This is a genomic window from Candidatus Thorarchaeota archaeon, from assembly GCA_013388835.1.
GTDB lineage: Archaea > Asgardarchaeota > Thorarchaeia > Thorarchaeales > Thorarchaeaceae > JACAEL01.
Window position 1 is genome coordinate 1 of sequence record JACAEL010000044.1, and the last position, 24871, is coordinate 24871.

Below are 24871 nucleotides of genomic sequence, written 5' to 3' on the forward strand. Positions count from 1 at the left end.
GAATAGGACTGTGTCAGAGATGTCACACTCATATGCTTGATGCAATGAATGCCTGCTGACCTGCAGAACAGGGTACGGGAGGTGCTAGGTGACCGGGCGGCAGCATTATGTGGTGGGAGCCCGCCTGATGAACAGGCAGGGCTCTCTGCTGCACGCAGAAATGCAGCGTGTGCAGTGAGGCTAGTCTTCCGAGTCGAGGTAGTTGACGGTCACCAGATGAGCGCTGCAGCTGATACACGGGTCGTAGGACCTGGCGATGATCTCAAACTGCAACTCAAGGTTCTCGGTCTGACGCCTCTGCAGGAGGGTCTCACCACTCTTCCAGATGAATGCCTCAACATCATCGAGAAACATCGCAGTCGGTGTGATGTAGTCGGCAGCGGCTGTCTTACCATCCTTGATCTCGTAGTGATGAATGAGAGTACCTCTTGGTGCCTCGACGCCGCCTGTCCCTGATCCACTCTGTCTCGTCGGCTTTGCAATCGCGGGAGTCTCCATCTGGAGGATCTTGTCAACGGTCTCGATTATGCCCTCCAGCGAGAAGACCATCTCGATGGCCTGGGCAAAGTTGTTGTACAGCGGGTTCTTGTACCATCTCGGGTTGACGAGCTTCTTGTACGCCTCAGCAGCCTTGCCTTTGAACCGCTTGCCGAGAAGTAACACCCTGGCAATGGCGCCGACAGTGAAGGGCTTGCCCAAGTACGTACTGCGCTTTGCAAAGCTGTGCCCAACCACTCGCTCTACGATGACCTTCTTGTAGTCCTCGACGCTGTGCTCCTTTCCATCCGATGTGAGAATGATGTCGCCGTAGTAGTCGTATCCGTCATGGGGGGGCTTCATGCAGAGGAACTGGGTCTCACGTTCCATGTGGTCCGGAATGTCCAGCCCTGCAAGGATATCGATAGTCTGCATTGCAAAGGGCAGAAGCTCCTCGGCCTCGGCCTTCAGCTCCAGCAGGGTCTCTCGCGAGGGCAGTCTTCCGAATCCGCCCAAAATGGGGTTCTCACCGTGAACCATTCTTCCACCCATTGTGCGCATGACCTTGTTGCCAAACTTCTTGAGCTGGAGTGCCTTCTTGACGACCTCTCCGTGTTCAGCAGCCATTGCAACAGCATTGTCGTAGCCGAAGAAGTCGGGAAGAGCAAGGAAGAACACATGGAGACTGTGGCTCTCAATCATCTCCCCGTGGTGCATCAGGTGACGATACTCCTGAGTGACCTCTGGAATGTTCACGCCCAGACACTTCTCCAGAGCTCGCAGGCTGGCAAACTTGTGAGACAGGTTGCATATCGCACATATTCGTGGCACAAGACTGAGGTCTTCTTCAGGGGTCTTTCCTATCACGAAGGTCTCAAAGAGGCGGGGCCCTTCCAATATGTCAACCTTGACATCGGTGACCTTCCCACCCTTGATGTCAACCTTTATGCCGCCATGGCCCTCGACACGCGCCAGCGGTTCAATGTGAATACTCTCTTTCTTTGACATTCAGTGTACCTCCATTGTGTCTAGATGTCCTTGATGAATTCCAGTATCTTGTGACCGCCATAGTTCTTGATACGGCGAAACACCTCTTCTTTGCTCAGTCCAAAGCTCTGGAGGAGCTCGAAGTGCTGTCGGAAGTTGCCATCCGCCTGTGGACCCCAGCAGCCCACGCACGGCAGACCATGGTTCGGACATGCAGAGCCGCAGCCACCCTTCGTGAGCGGTCCGAAACAGAGTTTCTTGTCCAGCAATAGACAGCGGTTCTCATGAAGCTTGCACTCGTGGCAGACAGGATGCAAGGAGGGCTCAGGATCCGCCCCATGCAGCAACCGGGATATGAGCGCGAAGGCCTGTTGCGAGTCAATTGGGCAACCCGGCAGATAGTAGTCCACCGTCACATGCGCATCGATTGGCGCGGCCTCGATAGGGTCCGTGATGAACTTCACTTCACCGTATACGTCCCTCAGACGCTTGGCAAAGCTGCCATCGTTTGCGAACATAGCCTGTGGACCACCACTCACCGCACAGTTGCCTATTGCAACCAGTATCTTGGCCCTCTTCCGAATCTCCTGAATGTGCTCGCGCTCCTCTTCAGTGCTGATGCTACCCTCAACAAACGCCACGTCTAGGTCCCCTTCAGGCGGGTTGCTTGAGGCCATCACAAATGACCTGATGTCCGCGGCGGCGAAGAGGTTCAGTATCTCATCCTCCGTGTGTATCAGAATGAGCTGGTCACCGGCACAACCGGTGAAGCCGTACACACCAATCCTCGGCTTCTGAACTGGAGTATCTTTGACCTTTGCCATCTAGATCAACTCCCTGAAGTGTATGGTGTCCCAGTAAGTGAACACAGGTCCACTCGTGCATGTGTAGAGGTTGTCAAGTGCACAGTGTCCACACTTACCTACACCGCATTTCATCTTCCTCTCGAGTGATAGCTGAATCTGATTCTTGGGGATCTTCAGGTTCAGCAGTTCCTTTATGACGAACTTGTACATGACAGGAGGACCGCAGACGACCGCGTTGAGCTTCAGTGGGTCGAGTCTGGGCAGGTTCTTGAACAGTGTTGTGACCACACCGACATTCTCGGTCCAATTGCCACCGTCCACCTTGTCAACGGTGTAGAAACACTCTATGTCCCGTCGGTCCTTCAGCTGGAAGAACTCGGTCTGGAACAGGATCTCATCAGGTCGCCTTGCCCCGTAGAGGAAGAAGAGCTGCCCGAAGTCGTCACGGTTGTCGAGCACATAGTATAGGATGGACCGCAGGGGGATGACTCCGAGACCTCCAGCAACGATGATCAGGTCCTTGCCTCGCATCTGGTCCAGTCTGAAGCCATTACCATACGGGCCGCGAATATAGATGATGTCATTGTCACTCTTGGTGAACAGCACCTCTGTGAGTTTCCCCACTTTTCTGACACCCATCTCGAGAATCCCGGGTCGGCTTGGCGTGGATGATATCGAAAACGGTGCTTCACCGACACCGGGCAGCGACAACATGAGGAACTGACCGGGGTTATAGGTGAACGACATTGCCCTCTTGACATCTAGGAATCGGACTTGGAAGAAGCGATGGTCCTTTATCAGGTCGTATTGCCTCACGATTCTGGCAGCTTCAGGCTGGAATGGATTCTCAATACCGATTTCAACGCTCATCACTTGGGCACCTCCCTTGCAGACAGCGCTTGTGAAACAGTCAGGACATTGATGTCCACGGGACATGTGTCTACGCATCGTCCACATCCCACACAGGAGGGACGACCGTACTCCTTCCCGAAGGTCTTCAGCTTGTGCGTGTACCAGAGCTTCAGTCGATCGGCTCTAGTGGCCCTGAAGTTGTGACCTCCAGCAACCAGACTGTAGTCTACAAACATGCAGCTGTCCCACATCCTCTCGCGTCGTCCACTCACCTTGTTGCTCACGTCTAGCACATCGGTGGTGTCATAGCAGTTACACGTTGGACAGACCATGGAACACTGGCCACAAGAGAGGCACTTCTTACCGAACTGCTCCCATATCTCCGAGTTGTAGCTGAGCTCCATCAAGTCTGGCATGTTACGAAAGGCGAAGGACTTCTTGAACGCCAAGTTCCTCTTCTCTCGCCAGGCAACATACTTGGCGATGTCTTCGTGTGTGACCTCGTCCTCGAAGAACTCATCATGGCACAGGATCATGTCATGGCCGAGACTTGACCCAACCCATACCAGGTAGAACTGGTCCAGGTCAATGAAGAACAGGTCGTATCCTTCCTCTACTATGTCGGTCCCGGTGGAAGTGCAGAGCGAGTTCTCAGTAGGCATGCAGGAGAAACCGAGGATTGCACTGTTGTGCCTCAGTTGTGAGTAGTACGGGTCCGGAGGGTCGGCCATGAAGACATCGTCAAGTCGGAGAAGACTGTGAATCTCACACGGGTGAACTCCAATTATCACCCGCTTCTCCACCATCGAGTAGTCAGGCTGAAAACCAGACTCGCCAAACCTGAACATGTCGAACTTCATCGGGTGAAAGAGCTTCTTGATGGGTATCAGAGGATGCTCATCAGAAAAGACAGCTTCACTGATGCTCTCTATGGGACCATACGTCAGGACTCCATTCTTCCTGACTGGAGCGTAGAGCCTGCCGAACTGCCCCAAGCACTCAAGGAAAGGCTCGAGGAACTTCTTGTACATCTTGATGATGCGCACTGCTATGCACCTGTGTCAGTGATTACGCCGAAGGGCGTCCACCTCGTCCCCTAATTAACCCTATTGCACGTACGCGCACACGTTCACGAGATTCTCTTCTGATTGAAGTCACACAGCGGAACCGTCTTGACTGTCGATAGTCGGACAGCATGGTAACATCCTGAGTGAGTTTCAGTACAGATGTGCATCAGTGCACTTCAGAAGACTTTTGAAGTAGAGGGCCGAATGATAGCACTGGTGGGCTGCTCGCAAGGAACCTCATGGTGATAAGTCTACCAATGTCACCACCCCCCAACAAAGAAGAACCCTTGCTTGCGTCCACCAACCTACTCTGCACCGGGGTGTGAACCTGCACGAGTGGCATGAGAGACTACTATGGAGCCAGACTGGCTGCGTCCCGCTTGAGGAGGTGTTATCAGATAGCCTCCCCCCGAGTGCAGCAGTATCTCAATGCTGAGATTGACCATGTGCTGGAACGTCTTGGTGAGTCTAAAGATGTGTTGGAACTTGGCTGCGGATATGGTCGTGTGCTCGCAAGACTGAAGAACTCCGCCAGACGAGTTGTCGGGATTGACACATCGCTCGCCAGCCTGCTGGATGGACGAGCTGCTGGTGAATACGGCCTTGCCCAGATGAATGCGGTCAGTACGGGCTTCATTGACCGCTGCTTTGACGTTGTCGTCTGCATCCAGAATGGCATCTCAGCCTTCAGAGTCGACCCCTCGCATCTCATTCGGGAGAGTGTACGCATCACGAGAGCGGGGGGACTGTGTCTCTTCTCGACATACTCGGAGAAGTTCTGGCAGGAGAGACTCGACTGGTTCAAGGCTCAGGCGGATGAGGGACTGATTGGAGAGATAGACTGGAAGAGGACACATGACGGGGTGATTGTCTGTGAAGACGGCTTTGAAGCCAAGACGTTCTCTCGGGAGGACTTCTTCAGACTGGGCTCAGCAACCGGACAGGAGTTTAAACTGGTGGAGGTGGACGATTCAAGCCTCTTCCTTGAAATCGAGGTTCAGTAGCGTCTGACTGTCTGAGACTACTAGCTAATCTACCTGTTCACGGTCATCCTCAGCGCATGTGTCCTTTTTCTCTTGATGTCCCATCCGTTTCAGAGCGACCTTGATAGAAGACAACGGGACAGAGATGGAGTGGCGTAGTCCGTCAACAGTGGAGAGTGTCTTGACGTTCCTTCGGGTCTCAGACACAATGGCCTCTATGACCATCTTCTCATCGACCTCGCCGGTCTCCTTGACAAGTGCGAGGCGATGGAGAGCGTAGAAGCCCAGTAGAGCGGATCCAACGAACACAAAGTCCAGCCCAGTCAGGTCCAGCTTGATTGGGATGTGCCAGTCAGGGTGGGTCGGGTCAGTGCCACTGATAAGGTCGAAACCCATGCTGAGCGTCTTGTCTGCAAGCAACGTCGCTAATACACCACCTACAAGCGGTGCGACAAGGCCGGCCACCGCTATTGCAATCCCTCGCGCAGCAAGATACGACTGTGCCTCGCCACGAGGCGCCAACTTCAGGCCAATGTTACTGGAAGTGAGGTTCACTCCTGCAGCAGAGATTCCGGTTATGATATGAATCAGCAGCAGAAAGGGGATTAGGGCTGGTGTGCCCTTCGCATACTTGGACAGCACCCACAAGAAGGTACCTAGCATGAAGAGAGGGACAGTGACAAGAAGAACCGACTTATTAGAGAACCTGTCTGAGAGTCGTCCCCAAAATCGGAGGAAGAGTATGCTCATCACCTGAGTCGAAGCAGACAGGGCCGTGGCAACTGGCAGTCCCACATTCAGTAGGCTTCCGTCGAGTAGATACACCGCAAAGAACGGAGCAGCGAGAGCTGTGCTGAAGCTCCATGTCGCGGAGAAGAGCATGAGGTTCCTGAAGTTCTCGTCCCGGTAGGGCTCTCCCAGAAGGCTTGAGAAGCTTGGTCTTGGTCCCGGAGGAGCCATCTCCGGCTCTGGAAGCACATGGATGTAGTAGACTGTAATCACACCAACGGCGAAGGCGGTGACAAAGAGCACGCTGTAGGCATATGCGGGAGGTCCCACATTCAGAGCGTTCCACACGCCGACGAAGTAGCCACCGAGGAGTGACACAATCACGGCCACGACAGCTCCGATGGTCATGCGCTTTGAGAAGAAGACGCCCATCCGGTCCTGAGGCACCAGGTCTCTGAGCCATGAGTTCCAGCTTGGCGAGCCAATGGCTACGAACATGGCTTGCACACCGACAAGGACCGTGAAGAGAAGGACGCCCAGCTCAGACGTCGATATGAATGGGATGAGAGCCATGAACAGGATTGCAATCCTGCTGGACAGGATCGTGTAGACGTTGATGGGCTTTCTCGTCTTGTATTTGACGGTCAGGTAGAGGGCGGGGACTTGAGCCAGCTGCGAAAAGGACGGGATTGCTGCGAGAATCCCGATGACGTACACAGGAGCCCCCAGCAGTATGGCGAATCCAATGAGGAAGACGCCCTCTGTGAGCGTAAGCTTGACCTGGCTGACCACCATGATCTTCAGCAGTGTCCGCAGAGCGAACTCAGTATCATCCTGTGAGAGTGCCTTTGGTTCGGGCTCCAAGTCGGACTCCTCCATTGTGTTGTCAAATAGAGCCTTTGTGAGGACAATGAACAACCCTTAAGATGCCGAGCGTTTGTCGCAGGGTTAGGTCAGAGGTGCCTCTTATATGGCTTGGTGCGTGCTCGTGAAGGGACATTGTCGTGGAAGGAACTGTGACTACTGGGCACGAGTGAGACTGCGAAAGATGACCAGCGATGAGGTGTTCAATGCTCTCTGCGACGGCGTGCATCGGTGCATGTCAGGGCACGCCGACTTGGACTCCGCAATGGAGCAGTACTGGTCGGAATTTGGCCTCAGGGATAGAGTGAGGCTCAGTAGAGAGGACTCTGAGCTGCACGACAAGCTCAGGGCCATAGAAGAGCGCCTACGCGTGTCGTTCAGGGGACAGGGATCATGTTGCCCGGATTCAGTAACCACAGTGGGTCGATAACTCGCTTGACACGCTGTATCTGAGCAATGCCTTCTGGTCCGTACATCATCTCAAGGAACGGTCGCTTCAGCTTCCCAATGCCGTGTTCTGCGGCCACCGTGCCGCCAAGCTCCACCGCCCTCTTTGCGAATAGCATGTAGTTCTCCATCCCCTGTCGGACCTCTTCGTTGTTCCGCGGAATCATGTTCACGTGGAGGTGATTGTTGCCAATGTGGCCGAAGATGACGTACTCCATCCCTTGTGCATCAAGAGTCTCGCGATAGAACGCCAGATAGTCCCGCAAGGCTTCGTCTGGAACAGCCATGTCAGTGCCAATCTTGTGCACCTCGTGGAACTGCTGCTTGCGTTGGGCAATCAACCCGTTTACAGTCTCCGGAACAAAGTGGCGCACCGTCTTCATCTTCTCAAGCTCGGCTCGGTCCAGGCCGGCCCAGCTGGACTCGGAGGAAGAGTTGTGTCGATTCAAGACCTCCTCGAGTGCCATTACCTTCTCCTCCATCTCCGCCTCGGTATATGGGAACTCAAAGAAGACAATCGCTCTGGTGTCAGGTTTGAGTGCGGGGACCTTGATTCCTGCAGCACCCGCCTTCTCACGAATCATGGTGACCGCATTGGAGTCGAAGTACTCCAAGAAGTCCATCTGGATTGGAGATTCTGGAGACCGCGCGTCGCACACGAAGCCCACCGCGTCATCCTCGCTGGGAAAGAAGGCCATGACTGTCATCATGTTCTCCGGCAGTGGATGTAGACCCAGCTCGACGAGTGTGAAGACACCAAGAATACCCTCTGAACCGATGAACAGGTCAATCAAGTCCATGTCTGGCTCTGCATAGAGCCCAGCTGCGTTCTTGGTCCTGGGCATCACATATGATGGCACCTGAATCTCGACCTTCTTGCCGTCACTCAGTAGCACCTCGAACTTGCCGCCATTTGCGAACACCTTGCCACGGTGAATGTCGAGCACGTCGCCATTCATCAGTACCACCCGGACTCTGCGGACCCACTCCCTCACGGCGCCATATCGGAACGTCTTCGCACCAGAGGCGTTGCAGGCCACAATCCCACCAAGCCAAGCGCTGGTCTCGGTGGGGTCCACGGGGAATGTGTAGTCGGTGGACTCTGCCATGAACCGCTGGAGAGCCTTCTCCTGCTCGGGTGTACCATTCCCCCTTATCGAATCGAGCCGCTTCGTCGTAACCACCTTTACCAAGTCCTCAAGCAACACGCCGGGCTGAGCACCAATAGAGTACAGGCCTCCGGACTCGTCATAGGACATGTAGAGGAGCCTGTTCATCCGCTCCAGATTGAGTATGATGCCCCCAAGCGGTACTGCTGCTCCGGTCAGGCCTGTTCGACCTCCCTGAACGGTCACGGGTCGTCCAGCCTGCTGGGCATGGCGAAGGACAGTAGCAACCTCTTCTTCAGTGGCGGGAAACACTATCTCTTCGGCCACACCGTCAAAGGAATGCGACTCGTCATCAAGGTACAGCGCATAGGTATCCTTGATCTCAGACGGGTCTGTCACTCGCTTCATCTTAGACAGGTCGGCACTGTTGACAGCACTTGCAGTGATGCAGTTGGTCAAGAGAGCTCCTCCGAGTAGCTTTTTACTCTGAGATGCTACCAGCGTGTAGGATATGAACTATTGGATTGGGTGGTCGTCTTCAAGATGAGACTCGCGGCAGTTTCCGACATTCATGTCAGACCGGACGGAAGTGATGCAGGCCTACTGAGAGAACTGAAGACCCGCATCGAGGAACTGGGCCCTGATGCCCTTGTGGTGGCAGGGGACATTAGCAGCCATCTGACAGTCCTAAGGGAGACCCTGTCGGCACTTGCGATGGGGATACCGTGCCTATATGTCGCTGGCAATCACGACATCTGGTTCGAGAAGGAGACCAATCAAGGGTCACTGGAAAAGTACTCGAGACTGATTGGCGAGGCTTGCAGACAGACCGGCTGGACTCATCTTCCGGACGGGTCCTACGTCATGGGGGATGTGGCATTCATCGGTTCAATTGGATGGTCGGACTACTCCTTTCGTCGCGAGGAACTAGGCATTCCGCTTCGGAATTATGAGATGAAGGAGTACAGGGGCTCAACATGGTTCGACCTGTTTCAGGTGGACTGGGACTTCACAGACGTAGAGGCGACGAATCTATTCAACCGGAAGATTGCATACGACCTCTCTACACTGCCAAGACATGTAAAGCACGTCGTGTACGTGTCGCACCACCTCCCCTTCCGAGAGCTGACCCTATACAAGGACAGACTGCCTTGGGACTTCTTCAGTGCATACATGGGAGCCCGGAGCACTGGGGAGCTTCTCCGGCAAGACAAGAGGGTGATTCTCACAATATCCGGTCACTCGCATATACGAAATGTCGTGCGGCTGAACGGAATCACAGCAGTCTCAGTCCCTGTCGGATACGGGAGGCCAGAGGAAGCAGGACTTGCAGAGTTTGCAAGAAAGGCAGTAGCCTGCATTGATATTGACGGGAGCGAGGTCAAGCTGCTCGACTTTGTTCGAGGCGACATATGCGAAGGGCTTCCCTACGGCGTTTCAGATTAGAAGAGGTCAGCAAGCAGTCAGAGAGATGCACCAGCTCAGGCATCCTACTGCATTCGAGTGGAGGGGAGTCAGGGACACCACCAGTGCTAGCAAGCGATACAAGCAGTCTGGTCAGTCGCGGTGCTCTCAGAGGAACGAGAACAGAGGGGGGGCGCCCCGCCCCCGTCCAACGCCGCCGGGAGGACGAGCATCTACAGGGCGCGAGGACGCCCGTTAGTATTACTGTCAAATACCTATTTTTGGCTTTGCAATTAGACAGTTTGTTACCACTTGTATGTAACAGCACTCGATTAATATGCGCACAGGTCTATGAACTAAGAAGTGGAGGCCAGAACACTGCCACGTAGAGCTCGTTGTCCGCACTGTGACCGTCTCTTCGATATAGAGACTCTCGACCAGCATGTGTTCAAGTGTCGCAGTCGCAGAAACAGCAGTAGCCTTGAGGAGAAGGTGGGAAAAGGAAAGGTCTTGGTCGTCGATGGCAACAACATCGCCTATTCCGCTTCACAGAGTGGGATACCTCAGGTTCAGACTTTGCGGGCTGCAATACGTAGCCTTAGGAACAATGACTATAGACCACTTGTTCTGGTGTCAGCCGCACTGATTCACAATGTGGACGAACCGGACGAGCTGCAAGCAATGATATCTGCAGGAGACATCATCCAGGTGTCGCGGGGGCAGAATGATGACTTGGCAATAATCCGGATGTCACAGGAGAAGTACGCAGACATAGTGACCAACGACAGGTTTCTCGACTGGCTTGACAGGTATCCATGGCTCAGCAGCAGAGTCCGGAGGTACAGACTGACTCCGTCCGGGATCATTCTGGTATGAGTGTAACTTCCCGGGTACAGTTGCTTCGAAAGCGTTAAAATCGGTGAGCCAATGCACGCTTGGGAGGTAGACCCCCCGGTGAAGGCCAAGGAACTACGAGCGATGTACCTGGAGTTCTTCAGGCAGAAGAAACACAAGATAATAGGTTCGTCATCACTACTGCCCGAAAACGACCCGACAGTACTATTCACGACCGCAGGCATGCATCCGCTCGTCCCATTTCTCTTGGGCCAGCCTCATCCGCAGGGAACGCGTATTGCCAACTGCCAGAAGTGCATAAGGACGACCGATATCGAGTCCGTGGGAGACCCCAGTCACCTCACATTCTTCGAAATGCTCGGAAACTGGAGTTTGGGCGACTACTGGAAGAAGGAGGCAATCTCATGGAGCTATGAGTTCCTGACCTCCAAGAAGTGGTTGGGCTTCGACCCCGCAAGACTGTCAGTGACCGTCTTCGCAGGGGACGGTGACGTGCCTCGCGATGACGAGTCCGCACAGATATGGAGAGAGCTCGGCATCCCAGAGGAGAGGATATACTTCCTTCCAAAGGAGGACAACTGGTGGGGCCCCGCTGGACTAGTCGGTCCCTGCGGCCCGTGCACAGAGATGTTCATCGAGATTGACAGCGTCCCCCCGTGTGGTCCACAGTGCAGACCCGGATGCCACTGCGGCCACTACTTCGAGGTGTGGAATGATGTCTTCATGCAGTACAACAAGACGGTGGATGGAAAGTACGTTCTTCTGGGACGCCGTAATGTTGACACGGGAATGGGAGTCGAGCGTACCACTGCAATGCTGCAGGGAGCTCCGACAGTATATGACACCGAGCTGTTCAGACCTCTGACTGACAAGATCAAGGCCCTATCAGGAAAGGAGGAGTTCTCGGAATACGACATGCGCCAGGTGCGGATTATCGCAGACCACGTCAAGTCTGCAGTGATGATAATGTCAGATGACAGAAGGATATCACCATCCAATGTCGAGCACGGGTACATAGTCCGACGACTACTCCGCAAGGCAATCCTCAGTGCAGACAAGCTGGGCATATCCGCAGGAGTCCTAGAGGACCTTGCTGGGACTGTGGTCGAGATGTACAAGGACATCTACGAGGAGGTCCTAAGAAACCGAGAGTTTGTCCTGCAGAACCTGCGCGACGAAGAGAGAAAGTTCCGTAACACACTGGGAAAGGCATTGAAGAAACTGAAGCAGACGCTTGATGAGACCGGTACTGTGACCGGTAAAGACGCGTTCGTCCTCTTCACGAGCTTCGGACTGCCTCTTGAGATGACCAGAGAGATAGCGGAAGAGAGTGGGGTAAGAATAGACATAGACGAGTTCAGGAGAGAGTTCGAGCACCACAGAGACATCTCAAGGACGGCGACTCAGGGGAAGTTCAAGGGTGGTCTTGCAGACCACAGCGAAGAGATCACAAAGCTTCACACTGCGACGCACCTGCTGCAGGCAGCCCTGAGGAAGGTCCTAGGCGAGTCTGTCAGACAGATGGGCAGCAACATCACCCGGGAGAGGCTCCGCTTTGACTTCACGTTCTTCAGAAGACTGACACCCGAGGAGATACAGCGAGTCGAGGACCTTGTCAACGAGGTGATAGCGGCGGACTGCAAAGTGACCCGGACCGTAATGAAGTACGATGAGGCAATTGCAGCGGGAGCCCTTGCGTTCTTCAAGGACACATATGGTGATGAGGTCTCGGTGTACTCAGTGGAGGGCTTCAGCATGGAGGTCTGCGGAGGGCCGCACGTTGAGCGTACTGGTGTCCTGAAGAAGTTCAAGATCAAGGACCAAGAGAGTATTGGGTCTGGTCTCATGAGGATAAGGGCAGTCCTTCTCCCGTGATAGGAAGGGCGAGGACCAACCACAGGGCCGGTATAGGGAGTCCGGCCTCTGAGGAGATTCGGGCCGCCCACGAGATCACCACGAGACCCCCATGCGGCCACTCTGGCCTATCCATGCCATCTTGACTGGCGCTCAGTCCAAGCTGTGATTGTCACATGGAAGTGTGTTGAGTTGTTGTGCCGGCCCCAACCACAGAAACAGACTTAGGCGCCCAGCACAGACGCAGATGCACTATGAACTGAGATGTGATGGTCGTGAGTGCGTTCTCGAAGATTCTCGGCCTCGGTGACAAGGCCCTGCAGGACCAGGCGGATATGCTGCTACTCAGACTGGCCAAGACAATGCAAGTGGCAAGTGCAAGACTGTTTGACTGTGTCACCGGCTGGACGGAAAGGGACATGGACCGGGCGCGTACAATAGAGGGAGAGATAGTCCAGCTTGAGCGTCAGGGCGATGCAATAGTCGACGAGATTGTCGAGAGCATCTTTGCAAAGAACGCGTATCCGCCGCAGCAGACCCAAGAGAGATACGAACTGGTGAAGCGGATCGATGATGTGATTGACGCTGCCGAGCGGGCTGCGAAACTGATTGGTGCCATCAGGTCAAGGTCACCTCCTGACGGGCTAAAGGCAATCGCAGAGAAGTGCTGGAACTGCACCGACTTGCTGCAGGACGCCATCAAGCACATCCTCACAGACTTCAAGGCTGCATGGGACCTCTCGAGGAGAATTGAGGTGATACGCGAAGAGACCCGCGACATGCACTATTCCCTCTTGGAACGACTGATGAACTCGTCAGTCGACCTCAGCGAGGCTCTTCTCGCTCATCGCCTCGGTGAGCAGATCATCGCGGTGGCCATAGCTGCCGAGGAGGTCTCAGACTTCATACGGACGCTGGTCGTCAAGTACATGTAGCATGGGGATGAGCGGCGTGGAAGTCCTGCTACTAGTGGTGATGCTAGCTTTCGGCTTTCTGGTTGCGTTTGCGATAGGCAGCAACGATGAGGCCATGAGTCCGGCAGTGGGGTCAAAGGTCCTGACTCTCCGGACCGCAGTATGTCTGGGCGCATGCATCAGTCTGGTTGGGGCGCTCTCACTGGGCGGCAATGTGTCAGCGAAGGTTGGTTCAGACCTCATTGGAGGCCGTTCTCTGACCACTGCGATGGTCCTTGCGATTCTCCTCGCAATGTCACTCTGGCTTCTCGTGGTCTCGGCTGCCAGAGGACTCCCCATTAGCACTACTCAGTGTATCGTTGGTTCAGTGATTGGTGCAGTCCTGATAGCAGCGGTAGTGGAGACTGGCGACTGGGGAGTGAATGCGGTGAGTTGGGCGGTAGTTGCAGAGATACTCGCGGGGTGGCTCGTCTCGCCAGTCATCGGATTCCTCGTCAGTGCAGCAGTCATAACAGTCATCCGAAGGACACAGCGAAGAGTCAAGGGCCTGACAGGAGTAGAGAGGCAGGAGAAACTCGCGTCCTATGCATTGGTGGTCTTTCTCATCTGGACGACTCTCAGCAGAGGAGGCAATGATGTTGCCAATGCGGTGGCACCACTGGTCTCAGTACCAGAGTTTCAAGGGACCGCCAACATAGGACCACTTGTCGTCCCCGCAGTCCACATTCCCTTGCTTGTGGGCGGCATTGGAATGGGAGCGGGTCTCATAGTGGTTGGTCGAAAGGTCATCAAGACGCTGGCCACGGAGGTCGTCACGCTCTCGCCCACGACAGCACTCTCGGCAAGTGTATCAGTCTCGCTAGTCCTCTTCTTCGGTACTCTTCTCGGCTTTCCGCTGAGCGGAACCCATGTGCTGGTCGCGGCATTGATTGCAGTGGGATGGGTGGAGAGCAAGCCACTGCAGCGTAAGCAGGTGATGGAGATAGTCACATCATGGATAATAACAGTCCCGCTGTCTGCGCTACTTGCAGCGGGTATGCTCGTGCTCCTCTGCCACCTCTTTCCGGGACTCTGAACATCAGTGCTACGATTATGGGTGCTGTTGCGTTTCAACGCCCGGTGGCATCTTGTGAATCAGCAAGTACTCCTTTGCAAGGGACCCCAGCTGCCGTGCCTCGCCCTCCGTGAGATGCACACGGGGGCCTTCTTGGGGAGCGACCTGATGTGTGGCCTCAATCACAGCCAGATCCGCCCCCCGCACTACCGTCTCGGCAGCAGGACAGAGGCGAGTGTCCCCCGTATAGGCTATCGTAGTCTGACCGACCTGCACCCTAAAACCAAGAGCAGGCATTGGTGAGTCGCACTCGCGGGTGTTTTCGAGCCCAAAATGCTCAACATCAATCGCCTGTATCTTGAAGAAGTCCGTGTCGAACCCCGCACCACGACCCACCTCATGGTAGAAGAGCCTGAAGGGCATCGACTCTCTGTATGCGGTCCTGAAACCTGTGACTATGGTCTGGGCCTCAACGCAGCCCATGGGAAACAGAATGTTGAGAGGAGAGTTGCGCTTGAGCATCCTCATGAATCCGAGAAGGGCATGAAGCCCACCTACATGGTCGAAGTGGCCATGGCTTATCGCTATGAGGTCTATCTCCTTCACAAAGTCCGTCTGTCCTGTGGAAACGAGGTCTCGTAGAGCCCCGTCACCCACATCCATTAGCATCATCTTGCCCGTGAACTTGGAGTACACAACCAGAGTGGTGCTTACACCTGCTATGCTATATGGTACGTGCACCCGGACTTCATCGTTTTCCCACACGACCAATGTCATCTACCTCGCCATGGAGTCACTGCATGATATGACGCGCCCACAGAAAAATGTCGTGGCGACGGAGGTGTCATCGTTCACCTCCGTCAAGTCGCTCTACTGCTCATAGCCAAGTGGCGGCACTCTTGCAAGCCACAGCATGAAGTAGCCAATGAATACCGACACTGCGAGACCTACGGTGGCCAACAGCAGTACATCGATCCAAGAGGGGGCGGCACCACCGAACATCTGCATCCAGCTCCAGTATGTGCCTGACAGAGTCATCCCGGAGAACGCGACCTTCTTCAGAGGCACCTTAACGCTCTTTGTCTGAAAGACCCCCATCTCAGTCAGTGCTGCTGCAAGAGCACCACCCTTCTGCGGGTTGAGTCGGAGTCGCTTTGAGAACCTTCCGACTGGTACCTTCGACTTGGGACGGACCACCTGCAACGCCCTGGGAGCGTATTCGGCTATGTCTTCTGAGAAGTACTTCAGTGCAGCTGCATGGTCCGTGCCACACTTGGCACATGACTGAGCACCTTCTTTCCATTTCTTGCCACACTTGGGACACCTCTTGCCATCCCATGAACTGCTAGCAGCCTTGCTGACTCTGCTGACCAGCTCTTCCTTGCCCACCTTCTCAGCATCCTTTTTGGGCTTCCTTCGCAGCACGACTGCAGCGGGAAAGATGCCCACACCCGCCGCGGTCTTGCCCTTCCGCATCTTCCGAGCAGCGAGTATCCCTTGCTGAAAGTCGTCAAGGGCCAACAGTAAGCTGAATACCGCCATCGCCGTAAAGCCCACGGTGATAGCACCCGAAACCGAAGCTATGGAGGCAAGGCCTCCTGAACCAATGTGTAGAACAAAGTCATCCGTGATGGTCACGTTGGCGGTGGGCGTGGCCTGAAGGGCATAGATGAAGGCAAAGTAACCTGTGATTGTACCTGTAAAGAGTGTAATCCCACCAATGCTGAGCAGTGATCCAAGTGGAATGGAGGTGTTGAGCAAGTCCTGTGCTGTGCCCGATGGGAGGGGAACACCAAAGGAGAATGGCTGGTTAATCAGCGGGACTCCAAGGTAGGTCATTACAAAGGCACCCGACTTTAGGACTATGTCGGCGCCCGTGTCAATTCTGAGCTCTATCACAAGACTCCCTGCGGGGTCTACGAAGATTGGACTGGTGCTGTTGGAGTCTGCGATAGAGACACCGTTGATCTCCATCTGAAAGGCAAGGTTAGCGTCACCACTCCAGCCGGGAGGTTGGGCCTCCACAGGTGACAGTAGCGCGGACCACAAGAAAAGAGTCACCAACAGGAGGGGGATAATCGGCAAGTGATTTCTCATCTGAATGCGTCTCCTAGAGGGGCATGGGTACGCTGACCTTTAACGCTTTTGTGAACGGTGACAATGCGGACTTCAACATGCTCATCTCGATGCCTTAGCGCGCAGATGCTCGCTCGTGTCATGTTCAGGGCTCAGGAGCCGCACCCCGGCCCAGGTGCTTCCGCGCTCGCCTCATCTGCCTCCGTCGCTCCAACTCGACTCGCCTCCTGTTGAAGACCCATATGGCTGGAGTGGCCAGCACCACTGCGAGAGCGACCCACGGCAGACCGGCGACCACAGCGGACAGGTCAGGAAGCGGAAAGAACGGACCAGGCGAGGTCCGGCTCGGGGTGATGGTGATGGTGCCCCACTGTGTGATGCCCCACTCACTGCAGATGTAGTCCAGCCACCACTGCGGAATACTCCAGACGGGCGCCTCGACGACCGAGAAGTCCTCGTCAAGTCGGTAGGTCTCATTGTACATGTAGAGGATGTGTGTGGCTTCCACGGCACAGGCAAGCCTCTCTTGGTCCAAGTCCGCTTCCGGATAGCCGACAAACGCTCCATGCATGTGCTTCTGCAGGTCGAGCACCCATTTGGCCATCTTGTCACTGTCAATGAGCTCCTTGCGGTCCAGCAGTTCCAGTGACCACGCTATCCGCTGTGTCACGCGCAGGTCCCTTGTGATGTCACAGCCCCTCACCGGGTCCCACCACTCCAAGAGGTACTGTGCGGTCCGGTCCCGGCTCGTCTCATCAAGCACTCCTAGCATGTCCGCAACCATGATGCCAGCCGGTATCACGAAGATGTTCGCTTTGGTCCCCACAACGTTCGAGTACCATCCCGCACTCTCGTTGTGACATGCTGACAGGAACGCCTTCGCCCTCTCAAGGTCAGCATCATGCAGTCTGCCTGCGATACGGAGCGTGTCGAGCGCAAAGTAGGTGGCGACAAGTTCAGACCTCTTACCGAGGTCTCCGTAGTCCCACACGAAGCCACCGTCAGGCTGCTGGAGGCCCAGCACGTATTGAACGTTGGCATCCACGTCAATGAGCGACCCCAGACCGATTTCTGGGACGAATGTCAACGCATCCAGACAGGTACCAACAGATGCACCCAAAGTCTTAGTGAGATTGAGCAGCCCGTTGTGAATCAGACCAGACACGAAGCCTCTGCTGCTCGTCCAGTCCACAGACGATGTGCGATTGATGTACTTGAGGGTCTCGTAGGCTTCGCGAAGCGAACTGTAGTCCGGCAGCGTCCCATCAGGCTCGAAGGGCGGGGGGGCCTGAAGCCACCCGTGGAAGTACCCCTCCGGAGCCTGTAGCGCCTTCACGTAGGTGACTATCGCCTCGCGTCTCGTGGTCAGGTAGGAGGATGGCTGGAAAGGCTGTGTCTGTAGTGGTCGCTCGTTGTCCCCGGCAGGTTGACAACACGGCTCACAGTTTGCAACGAGCACTGACGTGAACGAGGCAGACACAAGCCATGTGCAGAGGAAGAGGACTGACAGGACCACCCTCCGGTCCGTAGTCGGGCAAGAGCGCTCTCTCAGGTGGTCATTGAGGAGGTGTGGTCCTGTCAATCAGTTGCGCCTCTCTCTATCTAGAAGGGCAGCGGCTCTCCGCCACCGCCACCGCCACCACCACTACTCCAGTAGGTCAGACCGTCGACACTCTGCCCACACCTGACAACATTGTAGTAGGCGCTGTTCATCGCGTTGACAAAGGTCTGCCATGATACATTAGTGTATAACTGAACGATGGCGGTGAGGATTATCCCGAGATATGTGCCAGCAGGCCCAAAGATCACAGACAGTAGTGCGCTGATTGCTCCAACAATCACACCAATGACAAAGCTCTGCCACAGGGCAGCCAATGCCTGATCACAGATGACCTGGTGGATCCCATCTCTCGCTAGGCTGTATGCCTCATCCGACTGTATGCCACCGTCCTCCCCATTCTGCCACAGATGCGCCATCCAGAACAGCGATGCGAACAGTGCTGCACCACCTGCATCGACTATGTCCTTGTAGCCAATCACCTGTTGCACTCCGGACTTTGACATGATGGCGGTGGGCAGGTTATTGTCCTGAACTCCGTCGTGACCCATGCTGTTGCACGCGCTCAGAACGACGAGCCTGCAGCTGAATCCTTGGAAGGACCATTTGACAACTTCAGAGCGCTTCAGTTGACCATCGTACAGTTGAACAGAGGACTCTCCAGCAGACCAGTTCCCGTGGGCAGCGACATGAAGCCGGACCGTGCTTGACAGGAACGACTGGAACTTGGCAATCGTGGCGGCCGCACCCTCCGCGAGCTTGTCAGATATGCACGCATCAGGTATCTGATCAAGGACTGCCTTGACGGCCTCGTAGTCCTTGTGAACAGCGTCCGACGAGGACACCGGGGTCATGAGGCCCATGCTGTGTTGTATCGCCTTTGGATACAGGAGCACGTCCTGCTGCATCTGCATCGCCATCTCGTGCTGCTGCACGTACACCATCACGGGCAGGAAAGCGGTCAGCAGTATCAGTGGAATCACAACATAGATCACGGCGAGAGTGTGTCTCTCTTTACTCATCCCTTCTCAACCCTGGCACGACCGTACCGTCACTGTAGTATGACCATACACTTATATTTTTTTGAAAGCATAGCGACATCTTTTATTAAATTGGGATGAGCATGGTGCCCCGGCCGGGATTTGAACCCGGGTCGCAGGAGCGAAAGTCCTAAATGCTGGGCCGGACTACACCACCGGGGCTTGGCGGGAGGATGCTCGAATTAGCTGTTATTAACGTTATGTAACGATTAGCTAGATTCTGTATCCATGCACCTCGTGCGGAGTAGGGGGCTGCCGCTCAACCTGTCTGCAGAACACTCCATCTGCTTCTCTGTAGTTAGAGACAACACAGGCATTTCTCTCTCCTTGCTGACAGAGCTTGCCACATGCGGTTTCTCTCTGCGAAGCTGCATAGCGCTACTGAGGAATGAGGACGCACCATCAGGCTCAAGCGAGGCATCACCGGTGGACTCCCTGAGTAACAGAGACCTGAGATCACTCTCCGAAGGAAGGCCACACAGGGTATGGGCTGTCGACATCAGAGTGGGAACCATTCGAACACCATAGACCTCGGAGAAGACTTCTTGGCGCTCGATGTCAACCTCGACGACGGTGACCTGAATGCCCAAAGACACCAACTCCTCTTGGAGCATGTCCCTTACAAGGTCGCACCATATGCAATGCTTGGACTTGAACAAGAGGATCATTGGGGACTACACGCACCGCGTTCCTTTGACCGTGGTATTGGCGGAGGAATTTAAGGTCCGAAGATAGCAGCGTCCTAGCGACACGATTCTGGAGAACTAGTACAGAACCAGCACAGTACTCTGCACAACGTTAATATCCAAAACTTCTTGGTCCTCTTCCGCAAACGCGGGCCCGTAGCTCAGCTTGGTAGAGCAGCAGGCTCATAACCTGTCCGTCACGAGTCCGAGTCTCGTCGGGCCCACCTTCATCTTTCTCCATACCACTCTGCACTCCAGCGGAACCGTGATGTAATCAGACTCATTTCGCGTCGCAGCAAGGCGTTTGACCGTCCCTTCAACAAGCCCGTCATCGATAGTATGGTCGATTTCGTGTCAGACTGCATAAAGTCCCGAAGAGAATTAGGAAGCCAGATGAGATGGCGCCGCCGAGAGGGCTCTCGGACCACTCGGAAGTCGAGCAGTACCTCGAACCTCTGACCACAAGTCGCCCGTCACGGAGTGTCACGAGCTACAACTGTCTGGCTCTCGGCCGATTGACGGACCGAGCATAACAGGCTGTCGCTCTACCGACTGAGCCACGGCGGCTCAAGCGAGGAAACGACCAAGTGCGAATATTAACGTTGCTGTTGAGAGGTTTGTGAGAGTCTGACTTCTGGACTGCTGTTACAACCAACCTCGGGCCTTAGGCACTCGCGTCGACTGACGCCAGTCCGTAGCACGGTTTGTATACCTCCCGGTTCTATCCACCGAACAGAAAACTGAACACGTTGTCAAGAGTCATCATGACGAAGAAGCCGACCATGATCCCCCATGTGGCCAGCCTTTCATTTCCTCCAGAATGGCTTTCGGGTACCATCTCATCGCCAACGACGAACACCATAGCACCCGCGGCGAACGCCAATCCGTAGGGAAGCAGTGTGACAGCCAACGTGATGACCGACACGCCCAGCAGGCCACCCACAGGCTCCACAAGACCAGTGACAAGTGCCACTCCTGCTGCGTACCTCCTAGAGTAGCCCTCCCTCACCATGGGTGCTGCGACAGCAAGACCCTCTGGCACATTCTGCATACCGATTGCCACCGCCACAGAGATGCCCGTAGCTATGTCACTCGTGCTGAAAGAGACCCCCACTGCAAGCCCCTCGGGGAAGTTGTGGATTGTGATTGCCAAGATGAGTAACCACACGCGGGTCATTCCGGAGGCAGGACCTTCGTGTCCCTTGCGAAAGTGGTCATGCGGGATGTACTTGTCCGAAGCATGGACAAAGGTCCCACCAAGCACGAAGCCCAAGCCAACAACTGTGATTACCTGAGTCCAGTCACCGGTAGGCGCTATGGCGTCTATTGCGGGGACAAGAAGGCTGAAGCCCGATGCAGCAAGCATCACGCCCGCTGCGAATCCCAGCATTACGTCTAGGGTCCGCCTGCTGAAGTCATTCTTCAGGAAGATGGGGACTGCACCCAAGCCTGTAGCAACTCCTGCAAGCAGGCTGGCCAAGAAACCCATGCCAAACGGTGTGTCAAAGAAGGCCTGCATAGGAGACTGTCGGGCATCAGGCGGGTTTTACTCCTTCCGGTGCTGTGTCTCTGATAGTACAGGACGACAACTCTGAAAAGGGCACCGCATCGTGGCAGAGTCATGTCACCTCTCGATGATGACCACACAAGGATGCTTGAGTGGTGTCCACTTATCCACGAGGATGACTATACGAAGATTGGAGCCTCGGAACTGGAACTGCATCGCATGAGCAACGCCTATGATGACTGGCGCGCTGCAATGAGAGGAAAGTCAAGTAGTGATACTACCGGGGTCCTTCTGGACAGGATTCGGATGCTCATGATAGGAGTCGGTATTTCCTGTGGCCAAAACCGCGAACTGGCCGAGCGCGTCCAAGCGGTGGTGTCCCAGAGGCTTCGGAGTCTGGCAGTGAAGTACGCTCAGGGACTTCCGGGGACGACTGGGACTGAGATAAGAATCAGGGGCGCACTAATCAGGTTCTTCTCCACTCTTAGATTCACTCGTGACTTGGACCCCCGAGAGGAGATACAGCAAGCTCTACGAGAAACACCACCATCTGCACATGATGCAAGAGTGGCAGAGATTCTTAGCAGGGTGCTTCGAACACAGTCGGAAATGGAGAAGAGAGTCAGACAAGAGGGGGATAATGTCCTAGGCCTCATAAGTCCCGCACTTCGCAGCGCTGCAGTCATTCTCCAGAAGATATATGAACGACTCATGAGTCCTGATCCTTGGGGAAACGATAGCGACAGATGAACGCTAGAGACTTGTCATCGCGCCATTAGACTTCCGGAACAGTGCGGTGGACACTCTATCGGTCTTCCAATTGGTCAAGTAGAGAGTCACCTTGACAGAACTCCGGTCAATCTCCAGCTCAATGAAACTCGCATCTTTTCTGCCACCCCAACCTCCCGTGGCTCCTGTCACTGTGCCGGGGTTGAGAAAGAGCCGCCCTGCATGTGGCTTTACGGTTGGCTCGTGTGTATGCCCATGGACCGTGATGTCGGCGCCGACATGAGCTGCAATCTCAGAGAGCTGTTCTATATTTCCTCTTGGTCTGAGTTCCGTGCCATGCAGCAAAAGGATTACAAGCTCATCAACCGTAACTTCACAGTGAAAGTCACGGGGCGCGCCCACGTCCATATTTCCTTGCACGATGAAAGACTGAGGCAAAGGCGGCAAGACTGACCTCATGGCCGCCTCTTCCACCAGGTCTCCCGTCACAAGAGCCATGTCGTAGTGAGTCTTTCGGATGCGTGAGTCAAAGGACTCCGGGATGGAGTCCGCACGAGTCGGTATGTGAGTGTCACCAAACACTAGGACTCGCTTCAATGCCATCAAGACCTCTCTCTCTGGGTGGGTGAACGGGCTTGGCTCAGATGCTCAAGTATTCTCTCAAAGACCTCTCTCTTCTGGCCCTTTGCAAGTTTTGCAAGACGTTCCACAATCAGTTCTGGAGTGCTCCTGGCAAGATGCCCGAATCTGGGAGTTCGGTCTACTATGAGTTCAAGGTTTTCATCAAGACCCCGTGCTTCGATACCATCTATTCGGACGGGAGCATGTGTGACTGCCTTAATCTCCTTCGCCAGATGGCTGCAGATGACAGTCGAGCTGTTGGGGTCGCTCTGAAGAATCTCGAGCAGGCCTGCAATGACGTTGGCTGCACTGCCGGGTTCAGTGATTGCCTCCACCTCATCGAAGAGCGCCAGCTTGGCCTTGTCGGATGTGACTATGTCCGCGAACTGTTTCAGAGTGGTCTCAAATGCTCCCGCACTGACCATGCCACGGCTCTTGTAGAAGAAGTAGACCTCATCAAATGGCCTCAGATGTGCCTCTTCTGCAGGCACTGGAAACCCAGCCTGTGCTAGTGTGACGACTTGGGCGAGGGTCTGAATTGTCGTCGTCTTGCCACCACTGTTCGCGCCAGACAGTATTGCGCAGTTCTCACCGTTCGTGCCAGCTGGTCGCACCGGCGTCTTGCCGATGGCATAGTCGATAGGCTGAACTGCCCCGTGTTTCTCCTTCAGCATACTCTCCACTAAGAACAGGTTGCGAGCACCACGGACACCCACACCGGTGTAGTCGAGTGATAGGACTGGTGTGGTCAGTCTGTAGTCGGCTCCGAATAGGCCGACTGCAAGAAACAGGTCGAACTCGAGGAGTGTGTGAACTGCATCGCTGACCGTCTGCCTCAACGACTCTAGCTGACCAGCGAACTTCCGGATTAGTCTGAACTCTCGCTCAGCATATGCCCGCCTGAGCTTGTCTTCCAAGTCGTTGATTTGCTGAGGCACTAATGTGACCGGGAGCGCCAAGTCCTCACTAATCAGGCCAGTGACCCACTCCGCCTCTCTTGGGGTGAGTCCCAGCATCTTGATCAGCCTGTCCTCTGCCTCACGAATCGTGTTCGTGAATACTTCCACTATGTCAGGAGGAAGCATGTTCCTTAGGGCGCCGCTGTCGGCACCGTCAAGGTCCATCGACTGCAGAATACTGATTATCTGCTGACCGCCCAGTGTGACCTTGCTCTTGGAGATTCGCGTTGTTATCTCTTCATTGAGCCATGCTTCGGTCTCAGCGATGGCAGTGGTGAATGTCTTGGTTGCATTGCGGTAACGGTCTAGGTCTGCATCGACACCTACGGCGACTTCGCCCTCTTCGTTCAGATTGGTTATGATTCTCGCAACTTCCGAGATCTTGTTGAAGTCTATGCCCCTGACGAATGTCTCTACTGAGGCATTGGTGGGCACACTCTTGATTAGTTCGGCGAGTCGACCAGCAGCCTCAATAACTCGGTAGTTCCGGGCATAGAAGCTGACTGTACGCTCAGGAACTATGTCGTCAATCTTCCACTCCTTTCCAAGAATCTCAACATTAGAAAGGGCATCCATAGACTCGTCATAGAATCCACTTGGTGAAACATAGATTACCAAGTCGTAGCCCTGAGAGTAGTCTGCCCCCTTCTCACCCTCAGACAGCACATAGACGGGACACCACTTGTCAACACCCTCGTTAATGAGTTTGTCAAACACCGCATCGTCGTTCGTTATCACAACTCTGCCCTGTAGCCTACGAGGTTGTGTACGCCGAAGGAGAGCCCGAATCTGACTGAGGTCCTTCCTGAGAGCTGCTCTCTGTTCGTCAGTAAGGTGCATTGCCATCTCCATGGCGTCAGCGAAGTACTTCTGCCGTTCCATGATGACATCAAGCTTGGACGGTGGCAGGGGGAAGTACAGGAAGAGCTTGTCTCGTGCGTATGCAGTGTTCGCATATCCCCTTATGATTTCCAGTGTCATGTCGTATATCTTGCGGATGTCCCCGCTCCGCAGGATCATGTTTGCACTTGCGCCGAACTGGACCTCAAAGGCGCTCTTCACGATGTTAATGGCCTGCTTATCGCCCAGACCTGGGACAGAGGACACAAGGTCCACTCGAGAGTCTAGAATCACCTTGAGAGCAACGGCCTCAGTCCCGAAGTGCTCAATCAGGGCGGCCTTGAGCTTTTCGCCCACACCCGGTATCTCTGATAGACTCGAGATGCTCATTGTTGATTCCCCTGTATCACCGTGGCTGTCTGCTGGAGAGGAGGTCAACCTAAAAACATTGAC

Annotated in this window: 21 protein-coding genes and 3 tRNA genes; 8 read left to right on the forward strand and 16 right to left on the reverse strand. The window is 54.8% G+C overall.

The window, feature by feature from the left end:
• Positions 1 to 180 precede the first annotated feature (180 nt).
• From HXY34_08000 to HXY34_08015, 4 genes are read right to left on the reverse strand one after another with little or no spacing between them, the layout of a single operon-like run.
• Entirely contained in the window at positions 181 to 1485 is a 1305-nt protein-coding gene (locus HXY34_08000) for a Ni/Fe hydrogenase subunit alpha (GenBank protein ID NWF96074.1), read from the reverse strand.
• A gap of 20 nt (positions 1486 to 1505) precedes the next feature.
• Entirely contained in the window at positions 1506 to 2288 is a 783-nt protein-coding gene (locus HXY34_08005) for a hypothetical protein (GenBank protein ID NWF96075.1), read from the reverse strand.
• Positions 2289 to 3140 carry an FAD/NAD(P)-binding protein gene (locus HXY34_08010; GenBank protein NWF96076.1) on the reverse strand — a complete coding sequence of 284 codons (852 nt, stop codon included), beginning with the start codon at positions 3138 to 3140 and terminating at the stop codon, positions 2289 to 2291.
• Complete coding sequence (locus tag HXY34_08015; GenBank protein NWF96077.1) at positions 3140 to 4168, reverse strand: 4Fe-4S dicluster domain-containing protein; 1029 nt, start codon at positions 4166 to 4168, stop codon at positions 3140 to 3142. Before HXY34_08015 ends, HXY34_08010 begins: the two co-directional genes overlap by 1 nt.
• 362 nt (positions 4169 to 4530) lie before the next feature.
• Between HXY34_08015 and HXY34_08020 the strand changes: the two genes are divergently transcribed.
• Positions 4531 to 5193, forward strand: a complete 663-nt coding sequence (locus tag HXY34_08020) for a class I SAM-dependent methyltransferase (protein NWF96078.1) — start codon at positions 4531 to 4533, stop codon at positions 5191 to 5193.
• A 24-nt stretch (positions 5194 to 5217) separates the two neighbouring features.
• Here the strand turns inward: HXY34_08020 and HXY34_08025 are convergent, their stop codons facing one another.
• Complete coding sequence (locus HXY34_08025) at positions 5218 to 6765, reverse strand: MFS transporter (GenBank protein ID NWF96079.1); 1548 nt, start codon at positions 6763 to 6765, stop codon at positions 5218 to 5220.
• Between the two features lie 377 nt (positions 6766 to 7142).
• Positions 7143 to 8780, reverse strand: coding sequence for an FAD-binding oxidoreductase (locus HXY34_08030; protein NWF96080.1), 1638 nt, complete (start codon positions 8778 to 8780; stop codon positions 7143 to 7145).
• Between the two features lie 84 nt (positions 8781 to 8864).
• Here HXY34_08030 and HXY34_08035 point away from each other — a divergent pair, with 84 nt between their 5' ends.
• From HXY34_08035 to HXY34_08055, 5 genes are all read left to right on the forward strand, one after another.
• Complete coding sequence (locus tag HXY34_08035) at positions 8865 to 9767, forward strand: metallophosphoesterase (GenBank protein NWF96081.1); 903 nt, start codon at positions 8865 to 8867, stop codon at positions 9765 to 9767.
• A gap of 450 nt (positions 9768 to 10217) precedes the next feature.
• Positions 10218 to 10601, forward strand: a complete 384-nt coding sequence (locus HXY34_08040) for a hypothetical protein (GenBank protein NWF96082.1) — start codon at positions 10218 to 10220, stop codon at positions 10599 to 10601.
• Between the two features lie 78 nt (positions 10602 to 10679).
• On the forward strand, positions 10680 to 12455 hold the full coding sequence (locus HXY34_08045; protein ID NWF96083.1) for an alanine--tRNA ligase: 1776 nt from the start codon (positions 10680 to 10682) through the stop codon (positions 12453 to 12455).
• A 254-nt stretch (positions 12456 to 12709) separates the two neighbouring features.
• Positions 12710 to 13369: a DUF47 family protein gene (locus HXY34_08050; GenBank protein ID NWF96084.1), complete on the forward strand. Its 660-nt coding sequence runs from the start codon at positions 12710 to 12712 to the stop codon at positions 13367 to 13369.
• 7 nt (positions 13370 to 13376) lie between these two features.
• Complete coding sequence (locus HXY34_08055; protein ID NWF96085.1) at positions 13377 to 14423, forward strand: inorganic phosphate transporter; 1047 nt, start codon at positions 13377 to 13379, stop codon at positions 14421 to 14423.
• A 15-nt stretch (positions 14424 to 14438) separates the two neighbouring features.
• On the opposite strand, the gene HXY34_08060 is transcribed toward HXY34_08055, so the two are convergent.
• From HXY34_08060 to HXY34_08085, 6 genes are all read right to left on the reverse strand, one after another.
• The gene (locus tag HXY34_08060; GenBank protein ID NWF96086.1) at positions 14439 to 15173 is read right to left on the reverse strand and encodes an MBL fold metallo-hydrolase; all 735 of its coding nucleotides are present in this window, start codon (positions 15171 to 15173) and stop codon (positions 14439 to 14441) included.
• A 99-nt stretch (positions 15174 to 15272) separates the two neighbouring features.
• The gene (locus tag HXY34_08065) at positions 15273 to 16499 is read right to left on the reverse strand and encodes a zinc ribbon domain-containing protein (GenBank protein ID NWF96087.1); all 1227 of its coding nucleotides are present in this window, start codon (positions 16497 to 16499) and stop codon (positions 15273 to 15275) included.
• A gap of 124 nt (positions 16500 to 16623) precedes the next feature.
• Positions 16624 to 18060: a hypothetical protein gene (locus HXY34_08070; GenBank protein NWF96088.1), complete on the reverse strand. Its 1437-nt coding sequence runs from the start codon at positions 18058 to 18060 to the stop codon at positions 16624 to 16626.
• 20 nt (positions 18061 to 18080) lie between these two features.
• Positions 18081 to 19058: a CHAT domain-containing protein gene (locus HXY34_08075; protein NWF96089.1), complete on the reverse strand. Its 978-nt coding sequence runs from the start codon at positions 19056 to 19058 to the stop codon at positions 18081 to 18083.
• A gap of 102 nt (positions 19059 to 19160) precedes the next feature.
• Positions 19161 to 19238: transfer RNA gene (locus HXY34_08080), tRNA-Glu, on the reverse strand.
• Between the two features lie 47 nt (positions 19239 to 19285).
• The gene (locus HXY34_08085; protein NWF96090.1) at positions 19286 to 19744 is read right to left on the reverse strand and encodes a thioredoxin family protein; all 459 of its coding nucleotides are present in this window, start codon (positions 19742 to 19744) and stop codon (positions 19286 to 19288) included.
• Positions 19745 to 19912: 168 nt separating this feature from the next.
• On the opposite strand from HXY34_08085, the gene HXY34_08090 reads away from it, so the two are divergent.
• Positions 19913 to 19986: transfer RNA gene (locus tag HXY34_08090), tRNA-Met, on the forward strand.
• 175 nt (positions 19987 to 20161) lie between these two features.
• Here HXY34_08090 and HXY34_08095 read toward each other — a convergent pair.
• Both HXY34_08095 and HXY34_08100 read right to left on the reverse strand, forming a co-directional pair.
• Positions 20162 to 20329, reverse strand: a tRNA-Asn gene (locus HXY34_08095).
• Positions 20330 to 20483: 154 nt separating this feature from the next.
• Positions 20484 to 21281, reverse strand: a complete 798-nt coding sequence (locus HXY34_08100) for a ZIP family metal transporter (protein NWF96091.1) — start codon at positions 21279 to 21281, stop codon at positions 20484 to 20486.
• A gap of 102 nt (positions 21282 to 21383) precedes the next feature.
• On the opposite strand from HXY34_08100, the gene HXY34_08105 reads away from it, so the two are divergent.
• Entirely contained in the window at positions 21384 to 22019 is a 636-nt protein-coding gene (locus tag HXY34_08105) for a hypothetical protein (protein ID NWF96092.1), read from the forward strand.
• Between the two features lie 3 nt (positions 22020 to 22022).
• Here the strand turns inward: HXY34_08105 and HXY34_08110 are convergent, their stop codons facing one another.
• Positions 22023 to 22601, reverse strand: coding sequence for a YfcE family phosphodiesterase (locus HXY34_08110; protein ID NWF96093.1), 579 nt, complete (start codon positions 22599 to 22601; stop codon positions 22023 to 22025).
• Positions 22601 to 24808 (reverse strand): hypothetical protein, encoded by a 2208-nt coding sequence (locus HXY34_08115; protein ID NWF96094.1) that lies wholly within the window; start codon positions 24806 to 24808, stop codon positions 22601 to 22603. The genes HXY34_08110 and HXY34_08115 overlap by 1 nt, the downstream gene beginning before the upstream one ends.
• Between the last annotated feature and the right edge of the window lie 63 nt (positions 24809 to 24871).